At 53.2% G+C, this 14947-nt stretch carries 14 protein-coding genes; 8 read left to right on the top strand and 6 right to left on the bottom strand.

The window, feature by feature from the left end:
* The first annotated feature begins 15 nt into the window (after positions 1-15).
* The 5 genes from sufC to ldtE all read left to right on the top strand — a co-directional run bounded on the left by sufC (position 16) and on the right by ldtE (position 4781).
* The gene (gene sufC / locus FDX14_RS16180; RefSeq protein WP_038640264.1) at positions 16-762 is read left to right on the top strand and encodes a Fe-S cluster assembly ATPase SufC; all 747 of its coding nucleotides are present in this window, start codon (positions 16-18) and stop codon (positions 760-762) included.
* Positions 737-2008, top strand: a complete 1272-nt coding sequence (gene sufD, locus FDX14_RS16175) for a Fe-S cluster assembly protein SufD (protein WP_061381438.1) — start codon at positions 737-739, stop codon at positions 2006-2008. Before sufC ends, sufD begins: the two co-directional genes overlap by 26 nt.
* A complete protein-coding gene (gene sufS / locus FDX14_RS16170) occupies positions 2005-3225 on the top strand; it encodes a cysteine desulfurase SufS (RefSeq protein WP_079224402.1) in 1221 nt (406 codons plus the stop codon). Before sufD ends, sufS begins: the two co-directional genes overlap by 4 nt.
* A gap of 12 nt (positions 3226-3237) precedes the next feature.
* Positions 3238-3654, top strand: a complete 417-nt coding sequence (gene sufE, locus FDX14_RS16165; protein WP_042308753.1) for a cysteine desulfuration protein SufE — start codon at positions 3238-3240, stop codon at positions 3652-3654.
* Positions 3655-3776: 122 nt separating this feature from the next.
* Complete coding sequence (gene ldtE, locus FDX14_RS16160; RefSeq protein ID WP_137349891.1) at positions 3777-4781, top strand: L,D-transpeptidase LdtE; 1005 nt, start codon at positions 3777-3779, stop codon at positions 4779-4781.
* A gap of 69 nt (positions 4782-4850) precedes the next feature.
* Here the strand turns inward: ldtE and lpp are convergent, their stop codons facing one another.
* The 3 genes from lpp to ynhH form a co-directional block, all read right to left on the bottom strand.
* The gene (gene lpp / locus FDX14_RS16155) at positions 4851-5087 is read right to left on the bottom strand and encodes a murein lipoprotein Lpp (RefSeq protein WP_003029373.1); all 237 of its coding nucleotides are present in this window, start codon (positions 5085-5087) and stop codon (positions 4851-4853) included.
* Between the two features lie 309 nt (positions 5088-5396).
* A complete protein-coding gene (gene pykF / locus FDX14_RS16150) occupies positions 5397-6809 on the bottom strand; it encodes a pyruvate kinase PykF (RefSeq protein ID WP_006684766.1) in 1413 nt (470 codons plus the stop codon).
* 7 nt (positions 6810-6816) lie between these two features.
* Complete coding sequence (gene ynhH / locus FDX14_RS25470) at positions 6817-7011, bottom strand: protein YnhH (protein ID WP_249357174.1); 195 nt, start codon at positions 7009-7011, stop codon at positions 6817-6819.
* Between the two features lie 375 nt (positions 7012-7386).
* Between ynhH and FDX14_RS16145 the strand changes: the two genes are divergently transcribed.
* Genes FDX14_RS16145 through FDX14_RS16135 form a run of 3 tightly spaced genes read left to right on the top strand, consistent with a single transcriptional unit; the run spans position 7387 to position 9904 of the window.
* Positions 7387-8409 (top strand): methionine ABC transporter ATP-binding protein, encoded by a 1023-nt coding sequence (locus FDX14_RS16145; protein WP_042308749.1) that lies wholly within the window; start codon positions 7387-7389, stop codon positions 8407-8409.
* Positions 8402-9070, top strand: coding sequence for a methionine ABC transporter permease (locus tag FDX14_RS16140; protein WP_042308747.1), 669 nt, complete (start codon positions 8402-8404; stop codon positions 9068-9070). The genes FDX14_RS16145 and FDX14_RS16140 overlap by 8 nt, the downstream gene beginning before the upstream one ends.
* A 21-nt stretch (positions 9071-9091) precedes the next feature.
* Positions 9092-9904: a MetQ/NlpA family ABC transporter substrate-binding protein gene (locus FDX14_RS16135; protein WP_003029358.1), complete on the top strand. Its 813-nt coding sequence runs from the start codon at positions 9092-9094 to the stop codon at positions 9902-9904.
* 78 nt (positions 9905-9982) lie between these two features.
* Here FDX14_RS16135 and ttrA read toward each other — a convergent pair whose 3' ends face one another.
* From ttrA to ttrB, 3 genes are read right to left on the bottom strand one after another with little or no spacing between them, the layout of a single operon-like run.
* Entirely contained in the window at positions 9983-13048 is a 3066-nt protein-coding gene (gene ttrA / locus FDX14_RS16130) for a tetrathionate reductase subunit TtrA (protein ID WP_137349834.1), read from the bottom strand.
* Positions 13041-14063 carry a tetrathionate reductase subunit TtrC gene (ttrC, locus tag FDX14_RS16125; RefSeq protein ID WP_137349833.1) on the bottom strand — a complete coding sequence of 341 codons (1023 nt, stop codon included), beginning with the start codon at positions 14061-14063 and terminating at the stop codon, positions 13041-13043. Before ttrC ends, ttrA begins: the two co-directional genes overlap by 8 nt.
* Positions 14064-14798, bottom strand: a complete 735-nt coding sequence (gene ttrB, locus FDX14_RS16120; RefSeq protein ID WP_042308740.1) for a tetrathionate reductase subunit TtrB — start codon at positions 14796-14798, stop codon at positions 14064-14066. It abuts the gene before it with no gap.
* Positions 14799-14947 lie beyond the last annotated feature (149 nt).

Here is a 14947-nt window from a genome sequence, read left to right as displayed (position 1 = left end):
ATTTAAGGAAAGCACATGTTAAGCATCAAAGATTTACAGGTCAGTGTCGAAGATAAGGCGATCCTGCGTGGGTTGAGCCTTGAGATTCGCCCAGGGGAAGTCCACGCCATTATGGGGCCGAACGGTTCCGGGAAAAGTACGCTGTCTGCCACGCTCGCCGGACGTGAAGACTACGAAGTCACTGGCGGGACGGTTGAATTTAATGGTAAGGATTTACTGGAACTGTCGCCAGAGGATCGGGCCGGTGAAGGGATCTTTATGGCATTTCAGTATCCGGTAGAAATTCCCGGCGTCAGTAATCAGTTTTTCCTGCAAACGGCGCTGAATGCGGTGCGCAGTTACCGTGGTGAGGAGTCGCTGGACAGGTTCGACTTCCAGGATCTGATGGAAGAAAAAATAGCGCTGCTGAAAATGCCGGAAGACTTACTGACGCGCTCGGTAAATGTCGGGTTCTCCGGCGGCGAGAAAAAGCGGAATGACATTCTGCAAATGGCGGTGCTGGAGCCTCAGCTGTGCATTCTTGATGAATCAGATTCCGGGCTGGATATTGATGCGCTGAAAATCGTCGCCGATGGCGTGAACTCGCTGCGCGACGGGAAACGTTCATTCATTATCGTCACTCACTATCAGCGCATCCTGGACTATATCAAACCCGATTATGTTCACGTTCTCTACCAGGGGCGAATTGTAAAGTCCGGCGATTTCACGCTGGTCAAACAACTGGAGGAGCAAGGATATGGCTGGCTTAGCGAACAGCAGTAACGTGCTGCAACAGTGGCACCATCTGTTTGAGACCCAAGAGGAGACCCGTTCGCACTATGCGCAACAGCATCTGCACCAGATGCTGCGTCTGGGGCTGCCAACGCGTAAGCATGAGGACTGGAAATACACGCCGCTGGAGGGATTAACCAACAGCCGGTTCGTTAGCAATATCTCCGCAATAACGCCAGCCCAGTGTGACGCGTTAGCCCCGGCGATTGATGCGGTACGGTTGGTGTTTGTCGACGGGCAATTTTGTCCAACACTCAGCGACAGCGTGGAAGGTAGCGGCTTTGATATTACCGTTGATGATGAGCGTCAGATGTTGCCTGCGGCTATCCAGCCGGAAGTATTCCTGCACCTGACCGAAAGCCTGTCCCGCAGCGTAACGCACATTTTGGTCAAGCGTAACCAGCGACCAGCGAAACCGCTGCTGTTGCTGCACATTACCCAGGGACTGACGGGCGATGAGGTAAATACGGCGCACTATCGCCACCATCTGGAGCTGGCGGAAGGCGCAGAAGCCACCGTTATTGAGCATTATGTCAGTCTCAGCGAGCTTCGTCATTTTACCGGTGCGCGCTTAACGATGAACGTCGCGGCGAATGCGCATTTGCACCACATTAAACTGGCGTTTGAGAATCCACTCAGCCACCACTTTGCCCATAATGATATTCAGTTAAGTGCAGATGCCTCGGCGGTCAGCCAAAGTTTCTTGCTGGGTGATGCAGTGTTACGCCATAACACCAGTACCCAGCTTAATGGCGAAAATACCACGCTGCGCCTTAACAGCCTGGCGATGCCGGTGAAAAATGAAGTCTGCGATACCCGAACCTGGCTTGCGCACAACAAAGGTTATTGCAACAGCCGCCAACTGCATAAAACGATTGTCAGCGATAAGGGGCGGGCGGTGTTCAATGGCCTGATCAACGTCGCTCAACACGCTATTAAAACCGACGGTCAGATGACCAACAATAATTTACTGCTCGGAAAACTGGCGGAAGTGGACACCAAACCACAGCTTGAAATTTACGCCGATGACGTGAAATGCAGTCACGGGGCGACGGTAGGGCGGATTGACGACGAACAAATGTTCTACCTGCGTTCGCGCGGGATCGGTCAGCAGGATGCTCAACAGATGATTCTCTATGCGTTTGCCGCTGAGCTAACGGAAGCCCTGCGCGACGAAACGCTGAAACAACTGGTACTGGCGCGGATCGCTCACCGCTTGCCGGGAGGCGTAGCATGACATTTCCCATTGAAAAAGTGCGGGCTGATTTTCCGGTCCTGACGCGTGAAGTGAACGGTTTACCGCTGGCTTATCTGGACAGCGCCGCCAGCGCGCAAAAGCCTAATCAGGTGATTGATGCCGAAGCCGAGTTTTATCGTCACGGCTATGCGGCGGTTCACCGTGGTATTCATACGCTAAGCGCGCAGGCCACGGAAAAAATGGAGAATGTGCGCAAGCTCGCGTCGCTGTTTATTAACGCCCGCTCGGCTGAAGAGCTGGTGTTCGTTCGCGGTACCACGGAAGGCATTAACCTGGTGGCGAACAGTTGGGGCAACAGTAATGTCAGGGCTGGCGATAACATCATCATCAGCGAAATGGAGCACCATGCCAATATTGTTCCCTGGCAAATGCTGTGCGCCCGCGTGGGCGCAGAACTGCGGGTCATTCCGCTCAATGCCGATGGCACGTTGCAACTGGAAGTGTTGCCTGCGCTGTTCGATGAGCGTACGCAACTGCTGGCAATTACCCACGTTTCAAACGTACTGGGTACCGAAAACCCGCTGGGTGAGATGATTGCGCTGGCGCATCAATACGGCGCGAAAGTACTGGTGGATGGCGCACAGGCGGTTATGCATCATCAAGTGGATGTCCAGGCGCTGGATTGCGACTTTTATGTTTTCTCCGGACACAAGCTCTACGGGCCAACCGGTATTGGCGTTCTGTATGCCAGAGAGTCGCTGCTGCAGGAAATGCCGCCATGGGAAGGCGGCGGTTCGATGATTGCGACCGTGAGCCTGAGCCAGGGAACCACGTGGGCCAAAGCGCCGTGGCGTTTTGAAGCCGGAACACCTAACACCGGGGGAATTATCGGGCTTGGTGCCGCTATTGAGTATGTTTCAGCGCTGGGGCTTACTGAAATCAGCGAATATGAACAGTTCATGATGCGCTATGCGTTGGAACAGCTGGCGGATGTGCCGGATTTGACGCTTTACGGACCGGATAACCGCCTGGGGGTGATTGCCTTTAACCTCGGCAAACATCACGCCTATGACGTCGGGAGTTTTCTCGATAACTATGGGATCGCCGTGCGGACGGGGCATCACTGCGCTATGCCACTGATGGCCTACTATAACGTTCCCGCCATGTGTCGGGCGTCGATTGCCATGTACAACACCCATGAAGAAGTGGATCGCCTGGTGACAGGTCTCAAGCGTATTCATCACTTACTGGGATAACAGGGAGGCGTTATGGCTGCGCTACCGGATAAAGAAAAGTTGTTGCGTAATTTTCTGCGTTGCGCTAATTGGGAAGAGAAATACCTGTACATCATTGAACTGGGTCAGCGTTTGCCGGAATTAAACGCCGATGAACACTGCCCCGAAAATAGCATTCAGGGATGTCAAAGTCAGGTATGGATCGTAATGCGTCAGAATGCTGAAGGGATTATTGAACTACAGGGCGACAGCGATGCGGCAATTGTGAAAGGGCTTATCGCCGTGGTCTTCATTCTGTATGACCGTATGACGGCCCAGGATATTGTGAATTTTGATGTGCGTCCGTGGTTTGAAAAAATGGCGCTCGCACAGCATCTCACACCATCTCGTTCACAGGGGCTGGAGGCAATGATTCGGGCTATCCGCGCCAAAGCCGCAACTCTTAGCTAAACTGATAAAACACGTCAACGTTCAGACCGACTTGAAAATGTCGTGTAAGGCAACGCTGTGACTCGTAAGCCGGATCTGGCGCTCGCCGCCGTCCGGCAGGAACGCCAGGGGGGTGAGTGAGTATGAAACGCGCGTCTGTTATTACCTTAATGCTAATCGGCGCTTACAGCGCTATTCAGGCCGCATGGGCGGTTGATTATCCGTTGCCCCAGGCGAACAGCCGTCTTGTTGGGCAAAATCAAACTTACACCGTGCAGGAAGGCGATAAAAACCTACAGGCGATTGCCCGTAAGTTTGATACCGCCGCAATGCTGATCCTCGAAGCGAATAATACTATTGCCCCTGTTCCCAAACCCGGAACCCTGATTACTATTCCCTCGCAGCTACTGCTGCCCGATGCGCCACGCGAAGGTATTATTGTGAATCTGGCGGAACTACGTCTGTATTACTACCCGCCGGGAGAGAATATCGTTCAGGTATTCCCGATCGGTATTGGTTTACAGGGACTGGAAACTCCGGTAATGGAAACCCGGGTAGGGCAAAAAATACCGAATCCAACCTGGACCCCTACAGCAGGCATCCGTAAACGCTCTCTGGAGCGCGGCATCACATTGCCTCCGGTTGTGCCAGCCGGGCCAAATAACCCGTTAGGACGCTTTGCATTGCGTCTGGCGCATGGAAACGGTGAATACCTGATCCATGGCACCAGCGCGCCGGACAGCGTCGGCCTGCGAGTGAGCTCGGGATGTATTCGCATGAACGCGCCGGACATCAAGGCATTGTTTGCTCAGGTTCGAACAGGAACGCCGGTCAGGGTGATTAATGAGCCGATAAAATATTCGATTGAGCCGAACGGCATGCGCTATGTCGAGGTGCATCGGCCGTTGTCGCCCGAAGAGGAACAAAACGTCCAGACTATGCCGTATGTGCTACCAGCTGGTTTTACCCAGTTTAAAGATGACAAAGCGGTGGATAACAGCCTGGTGGAACGCGCGTTGTATCGTCGCGCGGGTTATCCGGTCACTGTGACAGCCGGGCAAGCATCGGTTGTTACCAGCGGGAGTGACGTGAAGTCTGCGCAGAATGGTGTGCCGGGAGAGAATGCAGAGGTACGCGCTACGCAATAACAGGGAACGAGAAATTCAGAGCAAAAAAAATGGCGCACAATGTGCGCCATTTTTATTACACAGTTACTATTACTTGCGGTATTTAGTAGCTGCGTTGTCCAGACGCTGGTTAGCGCGAGCTGCGTCATCTTTAGCAGCCTGAACGTCGGAACGCATTGCGTTCACGTCGTTGCTCAGCTGGTCAACTTTAGCGTTCAGAGTCTGAACGTCAGAAGACAGCTGATCGATTTTAGCGTTGCTGGAGCAACCTGCCAGCAGAGTAGAACCCAGGATTACCGCGCCCAGTACCAGTTTAGTACGATTCATTATTAATACCCTCTAGATTGAGTTAATCTCCATGTAGCGTTACAAGTATTACACAAACTTTTTTATGTTGAGAATATTTTTTTGATGGGAATGCACTTATTTTTGATCGTTCGCTCAAAGAAGCATCGAATTGTGCAAAAACGGCTAAAAAACCGAGTGAAAACAGAAAGCTTCCATCGGATTCATCTTAGATAATCACGGATTGGATAGTGAAATCCGATTTGATTTTTTATTAATTGTGGCTATCGATAAAATAAAAAAAGCGCCACGAGGGCGCTTTTTTAAGCAAATTAATTCGCGGTGGAATTATTACAGTACGTGAACGGATGCAGTGTTGGTCGTGCCGCTTGGAACCAGCGCGCCAGAAACCATAACCACAACGTCACCTTTCTGCGCCAGACCGCTCTCCAGAGCAACTTCTTTGCCCAGACGGTAGAAATCATCGGTAGAGCTGATTTCTTTGACAACCTGAGCCACAACGCCTTTGCTCAGCACCAGTTGACGCGCGGTAGTTTCGTTGGTGGTCAGCGCCAGGATGGTGGCATCCGGGAAGTATTTACGCACTGCACGAGCAGATTTACCGCCCTGGGTTGCAACCACGATCAGCGGAGCATCCAGTTTTTCTGCAGTTTCAACCGCGCCACGGCAAACGGCTTCGGTGATGCGCAGTTTACGGCTGTCGTTGTTGAAATCCAGACGGCTGGTCATTACACGGTCGGTACGTTCGCAGATGGTCGCCATGATGGTGACCGCTTCCAGCGGGTATTTACCTTTTGCGGATTCGCCAGACAGCATGACTGCATCAGTGCCGTCGAGGATGGCGTTAGCTACGTCGCCAGCTTCAGCGCGGGTAGGGCGCGGATTTTTGATCATGGAGTCCAGCATCTGGGTCGCAGTGATAACGACTTTACGTGCGCGGATACATTTCTCGATGATCATCTTCTGCGCGAAGATAACTTCTTCAACCGGGATCTCAACGCCCATGTCGCCACGAGCAACCATGATGCCGTCAGAGGCTTCGAGGATTTCGTCGAAGTTGTTCAGGCCTTCCTGGTTTTCGATTTTGGAGATGATCTGGATGTTTTCGCCGCCGTGCGCCTTCAGGTGCTCGCGGATTTCAACCACGTCAGAACGTTTACGGATAAAGGATGCCGCAACGAAGTCAACGCCCTGTTCGCAACCGAAAATCAGGTCCTGTTTGTCTTTTTCAGCCAGTGCTGGCAGCGCGATAGAAACGCCCGGCAGGTTAACGCCTTTGTTTTCGCCCAGGTCGCCGTTGTTCAGCACCTTACAGATAACTTTGTTACCTTCGATAGCGGTAACTTCCATGCCGATCAGGCCGTCGTCAACCAGTACAGTGTTGCCAACGGACAAGTCTTTCGTGAAGCCTTCATAAGTCACAGCAACGATTTCGCTGTTGCCGACAACGGATTTGTCGGTGGTGAAGGTGAAGGTCTGGCCTGCTTTCAGAGAAACGTCGTTGCCGCCTTCCAGTTTAATGGTACGAATTTCCGGACCTTTGGTGTCGAGCAGAATGGCAGCTTTTTTGCCGGTTTTGCTCATCACGTTGCGCAAATTCTTGATGCGCTGACCGTGTTCTGCGTAATCGCCATGAGAGAAGTTCAGACGCATGACGTTCATGCCCGCGTCCAGCATTTTGGTTAACATCTCTTCGGATTCGGTTTTCGGACCGATGGTGCAAACAATTTTCGTCTTTTTCATGACAGTCTTAGTCTTTAAGTTGAGAAGGATTGGGAAATCTGGCTCCCATCGCGCACGGACGGGAAGCTAAACCTGAGTTACGAAAGTGGTGATGTCTCGCTCTAAGGATAGGTGACATCGAAAGAGCGTGCAGAGGAATATGTGCTTGCGTTTCAGCCCAACGGGAAGGTGAGTTTTGTAGTCGTTGAGTTTTACAGGTCAATGTGCTGAAACCATTCAAGAGACAATTGGCGCGCATTATACGCTGAATTTTATCTAAAAGGAAAATGGAAACGCTGTTTCAAAACACTTCTGTGCAGTTTGACAAAAAATATTCATTAATTTGTTCATCGGTATGGATAAAGGCGTTGAGCACAGAAGTAATTTGTTGCGCAACAAACTGCGTTTGCCGTCCCAAATAAGCAGATTTATACGGGTGTTTTCAATGTTGAGAACATATTCCTAAAAATTATATCAAATACGTTTTAATTCATTCTAAAAGCCAATTTCACTCATTACACTCGTTTGGACATCCATACTGCTAAACAGCTAAAGGCGCTAGCAGGATAACTAAAACAGCAGCGGATACCCAAACGACATGATTGTCCTGAAAAATATTTCAAAAGTGTTTACGCCAGGCAGGCTTGCTATTACCGCTGTCGATAACGTCAATCTGACGGTTGAGCAGGGGCAGATTTACGGAATTATTGGTTACAGTGGGGCGGGTAAGAGCACCTTAATTCGCTTGCTTAATGGTCTGGAAAAGCCGACCTCGGGCAGTGTGACGATTAACGGCCACGATATCTCTGCCGCCCGCGGAGAATCTCTGCGCCAGGCGCGACTGAAAATCAGTATGGTGTTCCAGCATTTCAACTTACTGTGGTCGCGCACGGTTAGCGAAAATATTGCTTTCTCTATGCAAATCGCGGGGGCGCCAAAGGCGTCCATCAAAGCGCGGGTTGCCGAACTGATTACGCTGGTTGGGTTGAGTGGTCGCGAGAATGCTTATCCGTCCCAGCTCAGCGGCGGACAAAAACAGCGGGTGGGCATTGCCCGCGCACTGGCGAACAACCCTGACGTACTGCTGTGCGACGAAGCCACCTCCGCGCTGGATCCGCAAACCACCGATCAGATCCTTGATTTACTGCTCGATATTAATCGTCGCTTCAAATTAACCATTGTGTTGATCACCCATGAAATGCACGTGGTTCGCAAAATCTGCGACCGTGTGGCGGTGATGGAGAACGGCAAAGTCGTTGAAGAAGGTGACGTGCTCAGCGTCTTTACCCATCCGCAGCAGCCGATTACCCGACAATTCGTTCGTCAGGTGAGCCAATACGCCGAAGAAGACGAGTTCAACCCACAACTGGCAAGCGAACTGGGCGGCGTGGTGATCAAGCTAACGTTTACCGGGCAACGCACCCACCGTCCTGTGGTCGGAGAATTGACCCTGCGCTACGGCCTGCCGTTTAACATTTTGCACGGCAAGATGACGCAAACCGCACACGGCGTGTTTGGTCAGCTATGGGTGCACGTTGTGGCTACCGGAGAGCAACTGAGCAATATTCTGGCCGACCTGCGCCATAGCGACATTGAAGGTGAGGTGATTCAACATGGCTGAAGAACTGTTCCCCCATCTGAAATGGGATCAATTATTCGCAGCAACGCAGGAAACGCTCTATATGACAGCGCTTTCTGGCGTGGCGACCTTTGTTCTTGGCGTCGCCCTTGGCCTGGCGCTGTTTCTGACCGCACGCGGTGCATTGTTCCAAAACCGCGCCGTGTATAGCGCGATTTCGCTGGTGGTGAATATCTTCCGTTCGATCCCGTTCATCATTTTGATCGTGCTACTGATCCCGTTTACCAAAGCGATGGTTGGCACCATTCTCGGCGCCAATGCTGCATTGCCTGCGCTGATCGTGGGGGCCGCGCCGTTTTATGCGCGTCTGGTCGAAATTGCCCTGCGTGAAGTCGATAAAGGCGTTATTGAAGCGACACGTTCGATGGGCGCGCGTCTGAGTACGCTTATTTTTCGGGTTTTACTGCCGGAATCTTCTCCCGCTCTGGTGTCCGGGATCACCGTGACGCTGATTGCGCTGGTTAGTTACAGCGCGATGGCGGGAGTCATTGGTGCCGGGGGTTTAGGGAATTTGGCCTATCTGGAAGGATTCCAGCGCAACCACAGCGACGTCACGCTGGTGGCGACGGTGACGATTCTGCTCATCGTCTTCATCATCCAGCTTTGCGGCGATGTGATCACCTCTCTGTTAGATAAACGCTAATAAAATACGGATACCATTATCATGAAAAAATCACTGACATTACTCGCCGCAGCAACCTTAAGCGCCCTTAGTTTCGCCTCCTGGGCTGATACGCTAACCGTTGGCGCATCAAACGTACCGCATGCGGAGATCCTTGAGCAGGCCAAACCGATTCTGGCAAAGCAGGGGATCGACCTGGAAATTAAACCGTTCCAGGATTACATCCTGCCGAATACCGCGCTGGCTGGCCGTGAGATTGACGCTAACTACTTCCAGCATATTCCGTATCTGAACAGCGTGATTAAAGATCATGCAGGCGATAAAACCTACGACTTCGTCAGCGCCGGAGCGATCCACATTGAGCCGATTGGTATCTATTCGAAGAAGGTGAAATCACTTAAAGATCTGCCGGAAGGTGGTAAGGTGATCATGCGCGATGCGGTATCTGAGGAAGGCCGTATTCTGTCGATTTTCGAAAAAGAGGGTGTGATCAAGCTGAAGCCGGGGGTGGATAAAGTTACCGCGCGCATTAGCGACATCGTGGAAAACCCGAAAAAACTGAAGTTCCTGCCTAACGTGGAAGCGGCGCTGTTACCGCAGATGTACAATAACGACGAAGGCGATGCGGTGGTGATTAACGCGAACTATGCTATCGATGCGGGGCTGGATCCGGTGAAAGATCCGATTGCCGTCGAAAGCGGTGAAAACAACCCGTATGCCAACATCATTACCGTACATCGTGGCGATGAGAAGAAAAAGGATATTGTGGCGCTGGTAGACGTACTGCATTCAAAAGAGATTCAGGACTGGATCCGCACGAAATACAAAGGCGCGGTGATCCCGGTAAATAACTGATCCGCTTCTTGCCTTATCCGGCCTACAACGTCCTGTAGGCCGGATAAAACGCGTTAGCGTTGCCACCCGACGCGAAAGTTACACTCGCTCAATTCTTGCCGGCAGCCCCTGGCGTACCGCCGCACCCGACACCCAGTCAAGCCAGGTATTGGTTACCTGCCGGGTAGGATCCGCAAAGCCAAGATCGTTAAGATTAATTCCCGACCTTATCTGCGCGTCAAATGGCATCGGCTCGCCGTCGAGCGTATGCTGCGCCGCGCCCATTTCTTTATGTCCATAGCCATGTTCAATGGCGATAACTCCCGGCATCACGCCATGCAGCAGGCTTATTTGCGCCTGAACCTGACCGCCAGGCGTGGTGATACGTACCGTATCGCCATGTGCTAAACCGTACCGCTTACCATCCTGCGGGTTGAGCGCGACCAGATTAACCGGCTTCAGATGATGCAGGCGCGGGATCACCGCCGTGGCGCTGGACATGGTATTGGATTTAAAGGAGATCAATTTCAGTGGCCATTCTTGTTCCGGGAACAACTCCTCGACCGTACGTCCATCCGACAGGCGAGAAGGATACCAGGCCGGGCAGCCGCTGTAGCGTTCTCCGGTTATCGCATGGCGGTGCGCGGCGACATTCGCATTCCAGATTTGCAACGGTTTTTCCCACGCATTGCCGACGCGATTCTCCACCCGGCCACTGCTGGCTGGAGCGAAACGCCCACCGCGTGAATACACAAATGCCACCCGGCTGGCTTCATCGGCTTTCAGCGTTTGCGTTATCACCGGCATGATCCGTTGCACCCCAGTCAAGGCAATGTCTTCCGGCTGAGCCTCCGGGACCGGTGCTTTGCCCATAAACGCAATATTGGCGGCGAGGCGCAGATAATAATCTTCCGCTCGATTTAACGGATACTGATTGCCTTGCGGGTCGGTAATCGCATTATCACCAAAACCAGGCAAGCCAATGCGTTTCGCTACCGCAATACAGAAAGATTCCATTGAAGCCGGTTGACCGTCAGCGGTACTGCTGGTTGCGGCTCTGACCACGGGCCAGCGAGCGGTGGTAGCTTTGCTGGCGACACCCGCCCACGGGGCGCTGAATCCCCAGCTTTCAAAGTTATGGGTATCCGGCACGATGTAATCTGCCAGCGCCGTGGTTTCGTTCATAAAGGCATCAATGGCGATAAATAGCGGCAAACGCGCAGGATCTTTAAGCTTCTCCTCCGCCACTCCGCGCAACCCTGCGATGCCGTAAAACGGGTTGGTCATGTTGGAGATCCAGGCTTTTAGCGGATAAGGGTAGCCTTCGAGTGCAGAGACAAGAAGCTCAGTAAGTTGACCGGCCACAAACGGATACCACGGGGCTTTTGCCGGGAAGGGTGATTGGCCGGCGGCCACTTTATTGCGATACTCTTCGGAAGACTCATACGCGGTTTTACTGCGTGCGATGCTTAATCCCTTTGGTTTAATCTTCCCGGCGAAACTGTCCATGTTGTAGCGTGGTCCATCGGTGGCGCCATTGAACTTACCGCCGCCGACAAACACGCCGCCTTCAAGACTCAGGTTGCCAATCAGCGCATTGAGCATCATCACCGACCAGGCGTTATAAAATCCATTGCCTGCCATCATACCACCGTGGGAGATCACCGCCGCTTTGCGTCCATGACGAGTAAACGCATCGGCCAGGGCGCCGATGTCTGCTTCAGACACGCCGCACTGCTGGCTGTATTGCGCCAGCGTTAGTTTTTCGGCGGATTCTTTTAGGCACTGGAGGCTGCTTTTTACCGTTACCGTCTGACCGTCTGTCAGCGTGACTTCTCGGGTGACAAACAACTGCGCGCGTGGGCAACCGCTGGCAGCGACAATATCGCCGGCCTCGTTAACGACCACCGGCTCCTGGGCGGCGTTTGCGTTCAGATGTGCGAGGGTTAAATGCTGTCCGGCAAGATTTGGGATCTCATCGGTAATCACCAGATGCGTGGCGTTGCTCCAGCTTTTTTCTCCGGCCTGCTGCATGGCCTGCACGCCGGGAATGGCGAGATAATCGGCGTTATAGCGTTGTTTTTCGATTATCCAGCGGATCATACCCATCGCCAGTGCGGAGTCGCTTCCTGGACGCACGGGCTGCCAGCGGCCGCGATCGTCAGCCAGTACCGTGGTTAATGGCAGGGCTGGCGCTACCACCACATAGCGGAAGTCGTCGCGTAAACGGGCGCTGGCGAGCTGGCGAGCCTGGCGCTTAAACGGGTTACCGGATTGCGCTGGAGAGGTTCCCATAAACAGCGCGAACTCGACATTATCCCAATCGGGTTTCACGTGGGTGTTTTTATCCAGATCCCCCATTAGCGCACCAGAACCGGCTCGATAGGCCAGGCCGCAGTAAGCGCCATGTGCGCCGAAGTTTTTACTGCCGAAACTGTTCAGCGCGAAGCGACGTAAAAACGTATCACGTCCTTCATCGCTGGTATTGGTGACCAGCAACTGATTGGATTTTGGCCCAAAGCTGGGATGTCTGGCATCAAGCGGTGTATGGGGATCGTGAATAGCCCGCAGGCCGTCAACATGGCCCTCACCAAACAGATCGCCGCCTTCCACCACTTCTTTGATCAATTGTTCGAAGCTGATGCGCTGCCATTTTCCCTCACCGCGTTTGCCAACGCGTTTCATGGGCTGCAGAATGCGCAGTGGACTGTACAAACCTTCAAGTAATGTTGCGCCACGAGCGCAGGCGGTGGAGCGCGCATCCAGACCCGACTCGCCCGCCAGTTTCGCCATTGCCGTGGCAAAGGGGACAGAGGCGTCAATAGGGTGCTCGTGAGATAATGGATGATAGGGGTTACCGGCAATGCGCAGCACTTTGCCTTGTTCACTATCAACCCGGACTCGCACACCGCATTGTGTCCAGCAACCAAAACATTGCGTCATCGAGATCACCTGCTGTGGATTCTGCTGCCATTGCGGCCGGGCATTGGCTTCGGGGATGAGCGCATTACCAAAGATGCGATCTCGAGTAATTTTGCCGGAGGTACCGTCCAGCAAGCCGTCCAGCGCGCGCTTTGCTACATCCCGATAACTCAGACCAAACGTCACCATGCCACCTACAGCAAGACCGACTTTAAGCCACTGACGACGGGTTAAATTAGCCATGTTGCATTCTCCTTGCGATCGCGTTCAGGGCTTCACGAACAATAATAATCAGTGCTATCCACAGGCCGAAGGTGCCCACAATGGCCAGCCAGCCATCGGTACCGCCGGGCAGGGTGTAAGGATTAAACTGGGCGTTAAATTTCGGTACGGTCTGTACCTGGATGAGTAACGTCCAGCGCATCAGCCAGCACAACGCCATGGCGCTAAACGCCAGTAATATGTGCAGCGGCCGCGATAATGGAAAACGCAGCACCAGCCCGCAAAGGCCAAGCGAGATAAGCCATAGCGCAACCCAGCCGATGGCGTAGTGCCGTGCCGAAGAGGCGACATCCAGCCACTGGCGGATTGCTGAACCGGATAGCGTATTACTGCTCACCCAAATTGCCACCACGATAGCCAGCGCGCTCAAGGCGACAATTTGTCCCCACGCCAGTTTGCGCAGCAAAGATCCTTCACTTTTTGTTGCAGCGATGAGCAAGGCGAGGAACGTTTGCAGCGCGCTGAGGAACATTGCAACCGGAAAGGCGTAGCTGAACCAGACGGGACGCGCCTGCACCACCGACACTTCGCGACCGGTGTAAACCAGTAGTCCGATAGCAGACAAGGCGCTACCGACGGCCAACCATTTAGTTACACTGTAACTTTTAAGTGTTAACTGCTTAACGTGCTGTGCCAGAAACCACAGGCCCAGGAAGCCGGTAAACAGCGGTAAAAACAGTGCGCCCCATGGCATCCAGGACCATGGCGTCGGATAAGCATAAAAATGCCAGACGCGGGCGGTTTGGTGTAAATCAGCGGTCAGCGCCAACGGGGCGGCTATTGCACAGGTCAGGGCGATTAACAGCGTCAGGTTTTCCAGTTCTGCCGTCTTCTGTTTACGCCAGTGCAGCACGCAGGCGAACAGCGCGGCGCAGGCGGCAATACCGATGAAAAAGAAATACTGTACGGCCCAGGGTAACCAGCTTACATGCTGTGGATGGGCCAGAACCTCTTCGATAATCAGTGAATGGTTCATTTAAACCTCCTGCCAGAGAGCGGGTTGAGCACGTCCCATTAACGGGGTGACAAACGCTTCATCCAGACCCAGATAAAACACGTGCGGTGATGTTCCGCTTTCGGGTTTCAGCACCTTGATGGCCTCATGGTGTTCGTGCAGCATTTGAGAAATCCGGCTGTGCGGATCTTTGATATCGCCAATGATACGTGCGCCGCCGACGCAGGATTCTACGCAGGCCGGGAGCAGGCCCGCTTCCAGGCGGTGTACGCAAAAAGTGCATTTATCGGCGGTTTGCGTTTCGTGGTTGATGAACCGCGCATCATATGGACAGGCCTGCACGCAGTAAGCGCAACCCACGCAGCGGGTGTTGTCGACGACTACGATGCCGTCTTCGCGTTGGAAGGTGGCCTGCACCGGACAAACGGGTACGCAAGGTGGATTATCGCAATGGTTGCACAGGCGCGGCAGCAGGACGTTGGTGACGCTTTGCTGGCCTGTCAACTGCACCTGATACTGGTTAACGAGGGTTCTGAAATCCCCCTGCGGCGTCTGGTTCTCAATGGCGCAACTGACGGTACAGGCCTGGCAGCCAATACAGCGTCGCAGGTCAATCAGCATGGCGTAGCGATGCTTGAGTGAGCCTTCATGGCGTTCAGGCGAGAAGGGGAATTGCGCCTGAGCCAGCGGAACCAGTGAAGCGCCAGCGGTCAGGACGCCCAGTTGCTGGAGAAACTGCCGTTTACTGCTGTCCATATTTTCTCCCGTCACGGTTCAACAACGAAACATTGGTCACGCCGTTGATTTGAGTGTGATGAATAAAGAATTCCAATGATTTACAGTGTAAAAATCGTGACGGGGGGTACTCTATTGTGGTTAACCACATACCCGGCTTGTTGTTGATC

The sequence above is a fragment of the Citrobacter sp. wls710 genome (assembly GCF_005281115.1).
GTDB lineage: Bacteria > Pseudomonadota > Gammaproteobacteria > Enterobacterales > Enterobacteriaceae > Citrobacter > Citrobacter werkmanii.
This window is presented reverse-complemented; position numbering and strand designations above follow the sequence as displayed.

What these genes read in the sequence shown, in the direction of transcription:
- FDX14_RS16140 (WP_042308747.1), top strand. Translation starts at nt 8,402, where the DNA reads ATGGCTGAAGAACTGTTCCCCCATCTGAAATGGGATCAATTATTCGCA.
- lpp (WP_003029373.1), bottom strand. Translation starts at nt 5,087, where the DNA reads ATGAATCGTACTAAACTGGTACTGGGCGCGGTAATCCTGGGTTCTACT.
- sufE (WP_042308753.1), top strand. Translation starts at nt 3,238, where the DNA reads ATGGCTGCGCTACCGGATAAAGAAAAGTTGTTGCGTAATTTTCTGCGT.
- ttrC (WP_137349833.1), bottom strand. Translation starts at nt 14,063, where the DNA reads ATGAACCATTCACTGATTATCGAAGAGGTTCTGGCCCATCCACAGCAT.
- ttrB (WP_042308740.1), bottom strand. Translation starts at nt 14,798, where the DNA reads ATGGACAGCAGTAAACGGCAGTTTCTCCAGCAACTGGGCGTCCTGACC.
- ldtE (WP_137349891.1), top strand. Translation starts at nt 3,777, where the DNA reads ATGAAACGCGCGTCTGTTATTACCTTAATGCTAATCGGCGCTTACAGC.
- sufD (WP_061381438.1), top strand. Translation starts at nt 737, where the DNA reads ATGGCTGGCTTAGCGAACAGCAGTAACGTGCTGCAACAGTGGCACCAT.
- sufS (WP_079224402.1), top strand. Translation starts at nt 2,005, where the DNA reads ATGACATTTCCCATTGAAAAAGTGCGGGCTGATTTTCCGGTCCTGACG.
- pykF (WP_006684766.1), bottom strand. Translation starts at nt 6,809, where the DNA reads ATGAAAAAGACGAAAATTGTTTGCACCATCGGTCCGAAAACCGAATCC.
- FDX14_RS16145 (WP_042308749.1), top strand. Translation starts at nt 7,387, where the DNA reads ATGATTGTCCTGAAAAATATTTCAAAAGTGTTTACGCCAGGCAGGCTT.
- sufC (WP_038640264.1), top strand. Translation starts at nt 16, where the DNA reads ATGTTAAGCATCAAAGATTTACAGGTCAGTGTCGAAGATAAGGCGATC.
- FDX14_RS16135 (WP_003029358.1), top strand. Translation starts at nt 9,092, where the DNA reads ATGAAAAAATCACTGACATTACTCGCCGCAGCAACCTTAAGCGCCCTT.
- ttrA (WP_137349834.1), bottom strand. Translation starts at nt 13,048, where the DNA reads ATGGCTAATTTAACCCGTCGTCAGTGGCTTAAAGTCGGTCTTGCTGTA.